Consider the following 13,456-nt stretch of genomic DNA (forward strand, 5'->3'; position numbering starts at 1 on the left):
AACAACAATATTGGAAGGAATAGCCCATGAACATGACCGCCACCAGAACAGGAGCCTATCGCATCGGCTCGCTGCTCGCCGACTTTCAGCCGGATTTCGATTTCGCAGCGCCCTTGCCCTTACCCGTCGAGGAATTCGAGGAACGTCTGCGGCGTATCCGCCGCCAGGCGGTGGAGGCTGGGCATGACGCCCTGATTGTCCACACGGGTGGTGTGGGCTGGTTTCACACGTCGAACCACTATCTGCGCTATATCTGCGACTGGATGCGCGAAGGCGTGCTGATCATTCCGACGGATGCCGACAAACCGATGGTGCTTTTGTCCTTCTTTACCCAGTCCGTCCTCCTGCCACCGGGAGGCGAGCCGGTTCTTGTTGAGGACATCTGGCAGATTGGCCCGATTGGGCGGGAATATGCTGACCGTCCGGGCGACAGCGTCATCAAGACCGCCGAAAAATGTGCCGAACTGCTGGCAGGCATGGGGCTATCGAAAGCGCAGATCGGCCGCATTGGCGACCGCACCTCGCTCACCTTCTGGGCAGGCCTCGACGCATTGATGCCGGGCGTGAAATTCGTTGCCGACAATGCCATTCTCGACCGCATGCAAAAGGTCCGCTCGCCACGCGAGATCGAGATGTTTCGGGCGGCCGCCCAATTGGTCAGCATCGCCACTCAGGCGGCCTATCACGTAGCGAAACCCGGCGTGACCGACCACGAGATCTACGCGGCCTTCACCCAGGCGCAGCTTTCCTTCGGCGGTGAGACCGGTGACGGTTACCAGATCGGCATCAACGAATTTGGCACCCATTGCGGCAAGCCCTATGGCCATGTCGTGCGACCGGGAGACCTGATCAATCTCTATGTCTCCAACGTCACCTATCGGGGTTACACCGCTCAGACTGCAAGGATGATCGCCGTTGGCGAGATCACCAAGCGCCAGGAAGAGGTGCTCGCCGCCTGTACCGAAGGTGTCAAGCGGGCGGAAAAGCTGATCCGCCCCGGTGCCCTGATGCGCGACGTGAACAATGCGGCCTTCGAGCCCATGATCGAGCGCGGCATGCTGGCGTCGCCGGAAGCCCGGACCATGCCTTACAACTGGGCACCGATGGATGACGGCAGCGCGAGGCTTATCCCGCGCCAATATGTCAAGAACATCGACTGGGAGGCGCAGGGCCGCACGCTCATGCATGTCTATCCGGCGACACATGGCCCGCATAACCCCAATCTCGGCCATTCGGTCGGCATGGCCGGCGGCCAGAACAGCTTCAACATATCCTCTCACAACTACGATCGGATGGAGGAGGGCATGGTCTTCGTGCTCCACACACAGTGGCTTGAGCCACTATCTGCCGGCTGCAATGTCGGTGACATGTATGTCGTGACCAAGGACGGGTTCGAAAACCTGTCGCGCCACACTCCGCTTGAAACCCACCGCATTGCTGCCGAGGCCTGAGATGACCGATACGACCCGAGCTCACACCCATTTCGATTTCTCCAGGCTCACCGAGCGCGAGCGCTACAAGATCCTGATCGGCACCGTTATCCCGCGCCCGATCGCGCTTGTAACAACCGTCGACAGAGACGGTCGCCCCAATGCCGGGCCGTTCAGCTTCTTCAATGTGCTGACCCATGATCCGGCAATCGTTGCGATCGGCGTGGAAAATTACGCCGACATGCGCTTCAAGGATACGGCCCGCAACATCCGCGAGACCGGTGAATTTACCGTCCATATCTGCGACAACGCACTCGTGGACCAGATGGAGATCTGCGCCATCAAATTTGGTCCTGGCATCAACGAGATGGAAGAGGCGGGTCTCGAAACCGTGCCGGGCGAGATGGTGTGCAGCCCACGCATTCTCGCAGCACCCGCAGCACTTGAGTGCCGTCGCCACACCACCTTGCAGGTAGGTCCCGCCCGCGAGATCATCCTCGGCGAAGTCGTCGGCGTTTTCGTGCGCAGCGACGCAGTCAACACATCCAACCTGCATATCGATCAGCAAATGATGGACGCCGTTGGCCGCATGGGCGGCCACACCTATACCCGCACCCGCGACCAGTTCGATATCAAGACGCTGAGTCCGCAAGAATGGGAGAGCCGGAAGATTTGTAAGACCGACGCAGCTGAGTAAAGGCTCGGATCAGGAAGCGGCAGCCCCCAATCGCGGATTGCGACCTTAAGGACGTGGCTAAGGATCGCAAGTTCGCGGACAGCACTAGATGGAGCTACACGCTGAAGCCGCTCGTCAGGAACGACGCAATGTCCCGCTGGCTCAGGCCGATCATCGTCCGGTAGGCGAGTTCATGGCGGCGGAGCACGGCTTCATGCCGCGCCGACGAACCTGTGCTTGCCAACGTCCTCTGAGTTTTCTGATTGCCGCCATGGTGATCTCAAACTTTGATTGTCGATCACGCGTACTGAGCCGCTTGGAGTTGACCGCGAAACCTCTACACTAATAGCAAAAGTTTTCACTAAGCTTTGGTCCAAGGGCCTCACGAAGCGCGATATTGCGAATGATCTTAATCTACCATGGGAAGAGATCGAATCGCTTGTTTTTGGGCTGACCGGGTCTTCTCTGGTGCGGCCCACAGAGGGTAACCTATCCGTTGTAAGTCAAAAGCGCTAATGCACACCGGCGGGCGCTCATCTCGAATGCCTAGCCGGGCCTGCAATGTTCAGTCCAACCTACAGCATCATTGGCGCTGTGCCGATAATGTGGCCCTACCGCTCGAAATGAGGCGTGTCACAAATTAAGTGAATACAACTATTCTAACATTGAGAGAGAAACCTTGTCACCCAAGGCAATTTATGGCGGAGAGGGTGGAAGTCATAGATGTAGAGATAATTTAATAATTTATTGTTTTTACTCAATTATTTTGATTTTCCCATGAAGGAAATGTACCAATAAATGTACCAATTTAAACGGATTTCATGAAATTTATCCAATGACAAATAACGGCCATCACGGCGGAAGTTTCATCAAGCGGTCGATCGTGATGAAATTTTAATCTCCGTAATAATACATGGGTTGAGGATTGGTCTCTAAGCCGTCACTGTAGCGGTATAGAAACTTGCCATCAATCCATAGCGACGGCTTATTCTCGCTGCACGAGTATCCATATGCACCGTCTACCCAGTGCAAAGGCGTATGGCCGTCCAAAGCATATATGTAATAGCCCAGTTGATAAAGTTTGGGCTCATGGCTTACATAGTCGTAAAGATATCGAGTTTCACTCACTCTGACGTCCCTGTCCGGCCCCGTGCGAAAATCCCCTCGCAGTATACTTGATTTTAATAAAAATTCTCACGCGTAAAATCAATCACCCGTCGGCCGGATCGACAATCGACGCTATGCGGTAAACAGCGATAGCTGCCGCAAGTATTAATAAAAAAGAGTATATCAATAGAAGATGACCTACAAATGATCCTGTCAGCATAGCTATACGAAATAACTGCGAAGTGTACTTGTAATCCGTCAGAGCGTATTTGACTAAGTCATAAAAAAACGTTCCATCAAAGAGAAATGCCCACATTAGGCAAACTATTTGTACAAATATAAAATGAAAGAACGTCGCATTTATCTCCTCAAGGTAGTTTATTCCCCTTGGATTTTTAACGGTTTTTAGGGCCTTCTTGAGGCGTCCCGTCATAACACTGAAAAGAATGGTATACGATCCAAGACTGAACCCCAGCAGGCTGGGGATCATGTCAAATGAGCGAGCCACCCATTTTGGGTTGATCCAATTCGTATAATTCAGTCCGGTTGCTATCAATGAGAAGATGAAGATTGGTGAGCATATTACCGCAGCCCATCCGCCGTAGCCTTTAAAGTAGCGACGGATGCTTTTCCAAAAAGCAATGAACTGGGTGAATGTAGCCAACTTAACTACCCTTGGTTTGCCACTATACGGCGAAACGCCTCCTTCTCTGATATCTCATCGGGATCGTAGGTGTCTTGGAGTATTTTAGGGAACTCTTCAGTTGAGCGTGTGACCGCACCTGTTTCGTCGCGTCCCTTAACCTGAACGCTTCCATTGTCGAGGGCGGCGTTGCTCACGGCTCTGATATCTTTGCCTGGGACAATCGACTGTCCCGGCTCGGCGTCGTAGGTCAAAACTAATTTCTGTGCGTGGCTCTCCGCTAAATGCGCCTCAACCCTTGATTCGAAATCGTCCGCAAAGATGTCCGAGTTAGGTTTTAGAATAGTGATCTTGATTTCGTTGATTTTTTTCAAACTAAAAAGGGCATCCAAACCTGATGTGCTTTGCACGATAGATATTTTAGCTGACTTATATTTCTGCAAGATATCGATATTTTCTGAAATATTTCGAAAATATTTTAGCAAAGAGTTTGATGTTATCTGCTTACCTTTAGAATATTGCTGGACGTAAATCTTGTGACTTTTTGTATCGAACATAAAGTAAAATGAAGCCGCATTGGGATATAAATTATCAGGTATATTGATCTCAGATACCTGATTGTCTGTAGCTTCTTGCAAGTTCGATACGTCAAACCAAGCGCCGTCAGTCTCGATTCGAGTGAACGTAGTTAGAATGCCTGCTACCTCGTTACTATCCTCTCCTGATCTGTCTAGCATTGAAATCATTGCATATCGGTCGCCATGAATATTGATGGGCTGCTTCAGCCGGTAAATGTCATGTATGAAGTTCGAATAGATTTCGGGTGAGTGGGGATGCAATCTTATATTTACGATACCAACTGATACTTTGATCCTGCGACCCATAAACAATCCCCCTGCGCCTCAAATGCGAAATTTCTACCTTAGGTCGCCAAGCTTGATAACACCACCTCGGCTCGATCCACAGCAATATTATCCATGCATACAACAGCGAGCTCATGCCAGTTGAGCACTGCATGAATTTCGACGGTCATTTATTTTGAGGAATGAAAGCAACTTGGGTTTAGTTTGTTACACAGGAAATAATCACCAATGCCCCTCCGGTCTGACCATACCATTCATCGGCGTGCTTCTTACAGGCCTGAACGGACTTGACCTCCGGATATCCCTTGGCACCGCCCTCATGATGACAGTCCGTGTAAAATCCCTCTTGAACCCCCTTCTTGGCCGTCGAATAGAGTTTTTTCTGCTGTGCGGCCGTGGTGGCAATTTCAACGATGTTGTCCAGTTCTGCCTCGCCGTCGTCGGTCGGAGAGCAAACATAGACCGTAGGCTCAATCGCTGCCGCGTTGACTGAGGTGGCTATCGAGCCAAGAACAATGGCTGCATAAACGGTGGCTTTTTTCATCGATGCCTCTCCTAAACGGGTTCGTTTTCTTTGGAATTATGGATGAAGATGCTGCCCATCAATCGGCCAGTTTGGCGGGAGAGATATTCACGTTTCCTAACGTGTAGCCACTGACGACGCCTTTGCAGGTGACGAAGTGGCCGGCGGCAAGTTGCCTGATCTTTTTTGCCTCGTTGTCGTCAGACGGTCGAATCTTACAGAACGTCGCAATCTTGCCCTGACGAGAAGTCTGGATCACAAATTCATCGTTTCTCTGCGAAACATCCCAGACCGGCAGCTTCCATTCCACGAGCTTGCCGCGGTAGGAATCTTTGATCTCGCTCTTCTGGACATCGGTAAGTCCTGAAAAGAATGACAGTGCATTTACCAGATCGTCAGGCGGTGCGGTGCTGACCGGGGCGTCATCCAAAACCTCCTTACCGGGGTTGCCCGAACCTTGAACGCCGATGAATGACGAAAGGATGAGACCCAAAAGGCTTCCAAAAACCGGCAAGCCAAGGCCAACGATCACAATCCAGAACAGTGATTTCCAGAAGAGCTTCATTTTGCTTCTGCGACAGTGGCTTTCTTTGCACCAAAGACAGCAAGGATACCGCCGATTAAAGCGAGGGCCATGAAAATGGCGACTAGGGTTCCGCCCAGAACCGCTCCAAGGATTGCACTGACGATAAGCAGGGCACCGGGAGTTTTGCTCGTCGCTCCCATGGCAACGGCGCCAAAGATAATCGTGAGGAACGAGAAGAGGATACCGCCCCATCCGAGGCCGACGACGGTAGATGCACCGTCGGCTTCCAGTCCAGCCCCGATACCACCGACGAACAATGTTATCGCTGCGGCAAGAATGCCGAAAATACCTGCGATCAGTGCGATAATTCCGCCTGCTTTTTGCATTGTCTGAAATCCTGACAAGTTAGTTTGAAGAAGGGCGATGGCCGATGTTGGCGATACCGGCCCAGCCGTTTTTGCCTAGAAACGATTGTTTGACGTCACCCAGCTTGACGGTCATTTTTTGTCGGGGAGCAAGCTTCGCTTCCACGTTTTGATCGGCAGGTGCACCGTCAACGAACAGACCTGTACTGGTGTAAATCGCTACAGGTTCACGCGTATCGTTTTCGATTGTTATCGTCATGGACGCGTCCTCGAATTTAGGCCGCGCCATCCTGTTCATTTTTTGAAGCTGCTGCTGAAGCGTTGAATAGGCTTCGGCGTTGAAGCGTGCGACGATGAAGTTTGATTTGTCTTCTTTAAATGCACTGAAATGCAGCAGGAACTTCCCCGGCTCGACCTCAGGTGAGGCAGGGGCATCAAGGACCGTTCTTGCCTTGATCAGCATCCTGTCATTGATGCTTCCGGAAATATCCTCACATCCGATCAGGCTCGCGCCGTCGAATACCGATGCGACGGCATCAACGATCATTTTGCCTTCCGGCTTCGCGCACTGCTTATCAATCCCGGACTCGAGGACTTCGATTGTGATATCGACCGGAACGCTTTTTCCGTGCGTCTCAATCATTCCCTGAATGTCGCTAGTGTATAGCGTGGCTGTTACGTTCTGATCGCAGCCGGACAAGGCAATTGCGGCGAGAAAGGGGTAAATGTATTTCGTTCTTTTCAGCATTGCTCATTCCAAGTGCTGTTTCTGGCTTCAAATTTTGCGACGCGAACGCACCGACAGGATCGCTAGGAGTTGATCCACATTCTTTCCGAGATCTGCTTTTGTTCACTGCCCACGGCGTTGGCATAGATTGACGTGATCTCAATCGCAGAGTGGCCCATCCATTTTGACAGCATGTTCAAGGGAACACCGGAAGAGATGGCATTCACGCCATAACCGTGCCTCAGACCTTTGGGAGACGATTGCGGGCCAGATGCTATTCCGGCGTCTGTCATCACCGATTTGACGTATCTCCACCCTGTCGCTCTCGACCACGGCCACAGGCGACGGTCCAGCTTTCCCGGCCGACGAACTTGATGGACAAGCTCAAGTGTATTCAGCAGTTGTGAGGGGACCGGCACAGCTCGAAACACGCCGGAGCGTCGTTTTTTCAAGGTTTCGAAAATGATCGTCTCGTTTTCCAGATCGATCCGGTCAACGGTCAGGTTTAGAGCTTCGGAAATACGGCATCCAGTGAAGTGCAGTGTTTCGCAAAAAGAACGGATCGCTCCCGGTCGTTTGATGGCGGCTTTCAAGAAAGCCTGCCGCTCTGACGAGGTGAGATAAAGTCGTTTTCCATTGCAATCATTGATCATTGCTGAGGTATTCCTTTACGTCTTGAAACACTTTATCAAGACGAGATATCGTGTAAATATCTGATTTCGCTAATTAAATTAGATACTCTTCACGCTCGAAAAGAACGACAACGGAAAATGCACTCGCAGGATTGTTGATATTGTTCGATCAATATTATTTTCGTTCATCATCCAATCCTGCTTCAAAGCATCACCTTTGAAACCGAATAGATAATTTTGTTTCAGGAATGCTTGGAGCGAGCAAAATCCGAAATAGTTGTCGAAGAAGAGGTCGAAAGCCGCACTTCGATGATCGAAACACTTCTTATAAGAGGTGTTTCGAAATACCCAATCAGGGGTTGACTATTTGGTGCCGCAGGATATGAAAATGGCTAAATTGTGAAACCGAATTATCTATAGTGTTTCACGACTTTATCAAAACACCTTACGCTGCAAAAAGCAGTCATGGTGCGATCCTCAACTTGAGGCAACGTGAATTGCCGGCAGCTTCCTATTGATTATTCGTATTCCTCTTTCAGGACAGCACGCTCATTTATTAAGCTACCGTAGCGTTCTAAAAATTCGTGTCTCTCGGTTCCAATTAGCGGGTTTCGGTCAATAGAATACGTCTGACCCCTTATGACATCGAGAATTCGGATTTCGTCGGATGGCACCTCGTTCAAGGCGGTTGTTAACAGCCATAAACCGAGGCGAGCAGCCTCCTTGCCTAGAATTGGGTCTTTTGCAAAATATGGATATATAAAGTGTTCAACCCCTTGGGCATCACGAACTGAAATAATGCTGTCGATCTTAACCGTCGATCTCAGTTCGACGAAATCATAATGTGCCCGGAGTTGTCGTCCTGGCTGAAAAGGCTCATTTGTCCAACGTCTCCTCTCCGTCCACCAGCGCAAAAAACCCTCTTTTAGCTGCGGATACAGATTTTGGCGGCGCTTGTTGACTTCTATGCGATCCTTGACCGTTACATCCAATTCGCTCGACCCAAAAATGTGAGATCGTGCATCGGCCCAAAACGGAGCGTAAAAATCACCTCCATTAGATGCCCGTCCTGATTCCTTTGCAATCTCATCGCGAATATCGTTACGAAGCGCGCTCTGTCTCTTTTTATCGGACAGGAACATCAGCATAAGCAATTTTCGCAGATGAATACTATCAAGAGACATTTACATTCCTTTGAAAGCCACCGACCACAGTGACGCGCCTTAGGTTGAGTGCGTCATAGGATGAAAATATAGGTAGAATTTTGCTATTTAAAAGCGGTAATTTACAGTCGAATCGGAAAAACGAAATCAGAGCGCGTATTGGGGTTCGACCGAAATTTCCGAAAATTGACTTTAAACATCAAGTATAATCAAAGTTTTCCACAGTCTGAAGAATTTTTAGTCGCTCACTTGAAATAAAGAGGATGGCAACAGATATTGCTTCCATCCGTTCACGATGGGAAACTTGGGGGTGCGGAGAATAGCTTGAAGCTGTCAAGCCCGAAGGTTGCCAGCAGTATTGTAAAGATGTCCATTCGGACCTCCGCACGAAACTGGACAATCAAGGCGCATGAAGAGAATATCTTCACGCAGCTACTATAGTCCATAATCTCGATTATATGTGCCAAAGGGTGATATAGACCCGCATTAAACAGTCGGGGGCAGGAGGTTAACCGGAAGCACACGGTTCTCTTGCCCCCTCTCGCCCAGAAGGTCGTTTTGTGAAATCGTGGACTGCCTCTATTCGGCGTTATCCTCATTTTGATCCGGTAATCTCCGCCGCGGAAGCGGAAGCGGTAGCATTAGACCCGAGGCAGGTAAGCTCCCACAAGTTTTATCCCTTTTTGAAATATGACGAGGGTTGGACAGCCTATGCCCGCAAAGGTGAACACGGAAAACGTAAAGACCGTCCGATTAGATTCGCCGCTCGATTAGACAGCTGTATATTCTCTTATTACCGAAGCGTTCTCAGCAAACTTTATGAAGAGCGCTTAGCGGCCGAGGGGTTAGGCAGTTCGGTTATTGCATACAGGCGCATTTTGAAATCCAGCGGGAGTGGTGGACAGAGTAATATCGAATTTGCTCTGACCGCGGTACAAAGCATCCGATCGTTCGGAAACTGCTGCACGGTGGCGTTGGACATAAGCAGCTTTTTTGAGTCTTTGGATCACGACCGACTGAGGGAGGTCTGGAAAGAACTAATTGGTGAATCACGCTTACCGCAAGATCATTTCACTGTCTTCCGGGCGATTACCAAATATGCCTTCGTCAACGTGAAATCGGCGTATGAACGGCTCGGTTATTACGGTGAGAAAACGGATCGATACGGTAAAGTGCGATTGGGATATCTAAAACCTAAAAAGGAAATTCCGGTTCAGCTTTGTGATGGAAAGACGTTTCGTGAAAAAATTGCCGGAAAAGGCACACTACCGTCGATTATCGAGGTAAATAAAACTGGCAGGGGCGTCCCACAAGGTGCGCCGCTCTCAGATCTACTTGCAAACCTGTACCTATTTGAATTCGATAAATATGTTCAGAATATCTGCAACGAAAAAGGTGGATCGTATTTTCGGTATTCAGACGATATACTCATCGTCGCACCAATCTCTGAGACCGACGCTATCAGCCTTGAGCAGGAAATCCGAACAGCTGTCGGCAAATATGGAGGGGGCCTTTTGATCAAAGAAGAGAAATCCGCGATTCACAAATTCGAGCGCACCGCAGGAATTCAAGTCGCCTCGGTTATCAAGGCATCAGACAAGGATGGAAGAACTGCTTTAAATAAGCCGTTTGAATATCTGGGTTTTAGATACGATGGTAAAAGCGTCTTCATACGCGATAAGACAATGAGCAATCTTCATCGGAAGATCGCGTCTGTATGCCATGCAACGGCAATCCGACTTGTCAAACGTTACAAGGGAAAGTCGGTTGATGAGATCTTAAAATTAACAGATATGGAGAAGCTCATCCAAACATTTGGCCCTGTTAAAGACTTCCGCTCTAAGGCCATGGATTATCGTCTTTGGACTTTCACAACGTATGCGAAGAGAGCTTCGCGCGTTATGGGAAACCTAGGTTCTCCAATTCCGCGCCAACTTTCCGGCTTAAGACGTGCAATCCGCAATCGACTAGAATTTGAATTGCAGAAGGTGGTTTAGATAAACTTTTAAATTTCCAGAAGCATTCTCAATGGATTGGTTACCGGTTGAGTAGCCAATCGCCTCCGTAGAATGGATAAGACGTCGCATCCAAATCAGGATACGACCAAAACGTCTTATCGATCCTCGCCTCTCTGAGCGTCTGGCAGGGATATTTTGAAGCGTAGGTCATCAGCGGCGTGACAGAGCCTAGTTGCGGCTCAAACTTGATTATATCGATGCCGGTAATGCGACTGTCGTTGGCTTCTTTCAGAACCCCGCTTTTCCTCAGCTTCTCAAACTCCGCCTGAGTGTCAGGATGAACGAGAAGCAAGGCATGGATATGCGGTATCTGAAACACCTTTGGAGCCATCTTGTAGCGACTTCCTTCGACATCAAGGAAGGCCATGCTGAACGGCTGTAGCAGAGGTTTCTTGTTGAATTTCGGACCCAGCAGCTTCTTGCTGACGTTCAGGTGCCATTTTCTATAGGCATCGAAAATCGCCTTGGTTTGAACAGGAGATTTTTCGTTGGCGATCTTGCAGATATCGGGTTTAAAATGGACTGTAATAAAGAATAGGTGATTATAAAAATGACTTAAGGATGCCTTACGGCATACATGTTTGACCTGAAGGTCAAACATGTATTTCTCATTAAATACTTGTTCTATAAAGAGGGAGAAAGAAGAGTCTAGACTATATTTTGAAGAGTTATCCATATGATTTTATAATATATCCTATAAGTTATTCTATATTTAGAATATAATAAACAATTGGACCCGCTCGGCTCATCGCTCGAGTCCATCTCATAGCCACAATAAGACAGCCAGTCGAGGGCAAAGTCACCCAAACACTACCTTTGCACGCATAACGTGTGCCGTCTATCGTGTTATTTTAAAGGGGGGAGATCAGGCCGCCTCAAGCCATAAAGGCCGGGTGTTTTCCCTTAATTCCTGGGCCTTTTTCCAATAAAAGTTGACCAAACGAACAATATTCGGGTCTGAATTTTTATGGGCCGTATTTCCTAACGAACACAACCTTTGGGTGAGCCACTCGAGCTCATCCTCATCCAAATCTGATTTCATTTTTAAGGATTTTGTCTAGCCGTATAGACTCTCTAAAATAACGGCAGTCATGCCTAAGCATCAGATTGAATATATTGTATTTATTGAAAAAAGTAAACCGTTATTTCCAGTCGGATTCGAGATTTTTGAGGTATTCAAGGGTGCTGGCGAGCCCGTATCCCGCACCGTAACTCGCACCGATCATCGGGTTCTTGTGACCCATCAGGAAGTTTTGCAGTTCCTCAGGAATCTTGTGCTTTCTCATTCGGTCCTTGAACATGTGCCGGAGGCTGTAAACCGAGTGATCTTCAGTTTCGAGAAGCTTGTTCGTCTTCAAGTGCTTCATCAACACGGCTGACAGGGCGTCGGCCCCTGTTGGTCTCCTATATGCCGGAAAGCCCTCCGGGTTCGCCTGAAACGCTTTGAGGGCGTGGCCGATGAGGGGAATAGTTCGGCCACGATGATCGGTTTTGAGTTGTCGGTACTTGTTGGCCTGAACGACGATATGAGGAATTTCGGCATCTAGCCGGATTTCTGTCGCGTCCAGACCGATAATTTCCTTCGGCCCGCAACCGGTATCGATCATGGCGAAGAGTGCACCTCTGGCTTCGTCATTCAACGTCGCGAATGGATCACCTCGCAGCCAGTTCTGCTTGATGAACTCCAGCGAAAAGACAGGACGCGAGTTCTTCTTTCCCTTCAGCCGAATACCAGTGAAGGGATTGCTCATTTCGAGGTCCATGTTCTCGATATAAAAGGTGATGATTTTGCGAAGGTGCATGATCGTCTTGTTGGCACTTTCGGCGGTGAGCTTACTTTTTTCAACAATCCCGATCAGATGCGACTTGTATTCGTTTGCGGTCGAACGTTTGATTTCCTCAAGGGGGATGTCAGAGCCGACAAAATCCCGGAACCGCTTGACGGCAGCCTTGACCGGGCTTTGGCTTTTGCTGGCCTCCCGCTTGGTTTTTCCGATCATGTCCACTCGGGTATGTTCCTCGTAGAATTCGAGGACGTTCTGAATGGTCACAAGATCCGGCAGCGACCCGAACAGTGCACTCATTTCCACGCCTGTCGGTCGGCCAAGGGTTTCCCATTTTGCGAGACGTGTCATCATCGATCGCATGTCAGCTTTTTCCATCAGGTCATCAGCCGACTTGTAAGGGAGGTTGAATTCCTTTGCCTTATCCTTCAGCTCGGCCAGCGACGGTATTTTCCGGCTCGACAAGGGGATGCCGTTTCTCAACTGCTCCAGAATATTTTCGTATTTGCTGTGAAGCTCACCGTATCGGACGGTCGCCTTGACCGGATCGCGGGTCCTCAGCGATTCCTTGAATTCGGACTTTCGCCCGGCGAGCAACCGGAGCTGTTCGGGGATAGGACGTCGATAGACGAAATTGCCGTCACCACGGAGATACAAATATCGAGCTTCGAAGCCGGGGAGACGAGCCTTGTTCATCCACTTTTTGTACCAATAATTGTACCAAAAGTAAATCGTTAGACGATAAAGTTATGTAAAAACAACACGCTAGTGGGATTTCATGGCGGAGAGGGTGGGATTCGAACCCACGATACCCTTGCAGGTATGCCGCATTTCGAGTGCGGTGCATTCGACCACTCTGCCACCTCTCCGCATGCGCGAACGCTTGCGTTGCGCGCTCCTCTTAAACATCAATGACCGGGCTGACAAGGGGAATTTCGTGTTTGTGTCACAAATTATTCGTCATGGGTGAGGCTGGGGAAATGCATCGGCTTCTGGCCG

At 49.5% G+C, this 13,456-nt stretch carries 13 protein-coding genes, 1 tRNA gene and 1 pseudogene; 3 read left to right on the forward strand and 12 right to left on the reverse strand.

The features are described from left to right. The first annotated feature begins 26 nt into the window (after nt 1-26). Both BTE54_RS08380 and BTE54_RS08385 read left to right on the forward strand, forming a co-directional pair. On the forward strand, nt 27-1,451 hold the full coding sequence (locus BTE54_RS08380; protein WP_078052096.1) for a Xaa-Pro peptidase family protein: 1,425 nt from the start codon (nt 27-29) through the stop codon (nt 1,449-1,451). A 1-nt stretch (nt 1,452) separates the two neighbouring features. Continuing rightward, nucleotides 1,453-2,127, forward strand: coding sequence for a flavin reductase family protein (locus tag BTE54_RS08385; RefSeq protein WP_161987915.1), 675 nt, complete (start codon nt 1,453-1,455; stop codon nt 2,125-2,127). Nucleotides 2,128-2,141: 14 nt separating this feature from the next. On the opposite strand, the pseudogene BTE54_RS25240 reads toward BTE54_RS08385, so the two are convergent. The 9 genes and pseudogenes from BTE54_RS25240 to BTE54_RS08430 all read right to left on the reverse strand — a co-directional run. Beyond that, a pseudogene (locus tag BTE54_RS25240) lies at nt 2,142-2,379 on the reverse strand (site-specific integrase); the annotation flags it as partial. A 937-nt stretch (nt 2,380-3,316) separates the two neighbouring features. Then, entirely contained in the window at nt 3,317-3,877 is a 561-nt protein-coding gene (locus BTE54_RS08395; RefSeq protein WP_078052098.1) for a hypothetical protein, read from the reverse strand. Between the two features lie 5 nt (nt 3,878-3,882). Then, nucleotides 3,883-4,740, reverse strand: a complete 858-nt coding sequence (locus tag BTE54_RS08400; RefSeq protein WP_078052099.1) for a DUF4747 family protein — start codon at nt 4,738-4,740, stop codon at nt 3,883-3,885. Between the two features lie 178 nt (nt 4,741-4,918). After that, nucleotides 4,919-5,263 (reverse strand): hypothetical protein, encoded by a 345-nt coding sequence (locus BTE54_RS08405; protein WP_078052100.1) that lies wholly within the window; start codon nt 5,261-5,263, stop codon nt 4,919-4,921. A gap of 58 nt (nt 5,264-5,321) precedes the next feature. Beyond that, a complete protein-coding gene (locus tag BTE54_RS08410) occupies nt 5,322-5,807 on the reverse strand; it encodes a hypothetical protein (RefSeq protein ID WP_078052101.1) in 486 nt (161 codons plus the stop codon). Then, nucleotides 5,804-6,154 carry a hypothetical protein gene (locus BTE54_RS08415; RefSeq protein WP_078052102.1) on the reverse strand — a complete coding sequence of 117 codons (351 nt, stop codon included), beginning with the start codon at nt 6,152-6,154 and terminating at the stop codon, nt 5,804-5,806. The genes BTE54_RS08410 and BTE54_RS08415 overlap by 4 nt, the downstream gene beginning before the upstream one ends. Before the next feature lie 19 nt (nt 6,155-6,173). Next, on the reverse strand, nt 6,174-6,881 hold the full coding sequence (locus tag BTE54_RS08420; RefSeq protein WP_078052103.1) for a hypothetical protein: 708 nt from the start codon (nt 6,879-6,881) through the stop codon (nt 6,174-6,176). 62 nt (nt 6,882-6,943) lie between these two features. Beyond that, on the reverse strand, nt 6,944-7,513 hold the full coding sequence (locus BTE54_RS08425; protein ID WP_078052104.1) for a site-specific integrase: 570 nt from the start codon (nt 7,511-7,513) through the stop codon (nt 6,944-6,946). Between the two features lie 497 nt (nt 7,514-8,010). Continuing rightward, entirely contained in the window at nt 8,011-8,676 is a 666-nt protein-coding gene (locus BTE54_RS08430) for a hypothetical protein (RefSeq protein WP_078052105.1), read from the reverse strand. Between the two features lie 539 nt (nt 8,677-9,215). Between BTE54_RS08430 and BTE54_RS08440 the strand changes: the two genes are divergently transcribed. Continuing rightward, complete coding sequence (locus BTE54_RS08440; protein ID WP_078052107.1) at nt 9,216-10,652, forward strand: reverse transcriptase domain-containing protein; 1,437 nt, start codon at nt 9,216-9,218, stop codon at nt 10,650-10,652. 40 nt (nt 10,653-10,692) lie between these two features. On the opposite strand, the gene BTE54_RS08445 is transcribed toward BTE54_RS08440, so the two are convergent. The 3 genes from BTE54_RS08445 to BTE54_RS08455 all read right to left on the reverse strand — a co-directional run bounded on the left by BTE54_RS08445 (nt 10,693) and on the right by BTE54_RS08455 (nt 13,326). Further along, nucleotides 10,693-11,274, reverse strand: a complete 582-nt coding sequence (locus tag BTE54_RS08445; RefSeq protein WP_078052108.1) for a hypothetical protein — start codon at nt 11,272-11,274, stop codon at nt 10,693-10,695. 541 nt (nt 11,275-11,815) lie between these two features. Then, nucleotides 11,816-13,153, reverse strand: coding sequence for a DUF6538 domain-containing protein (locus BTE54_RS08450; RefSeq protein WP_143240705.1), 1,338 nt, complete (start codon nt 13,151-13,153; stop codon nt 11,816-11,818). 83 nt (nt 13,154-13,236) lie between these two features. Continuing rightward, nucleotides 13,237-13,326 (reverse strand) — tRNA-Ser (locus BTE54_RS08455). Between the last annotated feature and the right edge of the window lie 130 nt (nt 13,327-13,456).

Origin of the sequence: Agrobacterium sp. YIC 4121 (genome assembly GCF_002008205.1) — a bacterium.
GTDB lineage: Bacteria > Pseudomonadota > Alphaproteobacteria > Rhizobiales > Rhizobiaceae > Agrobacterium > Agrobacterium leguminum.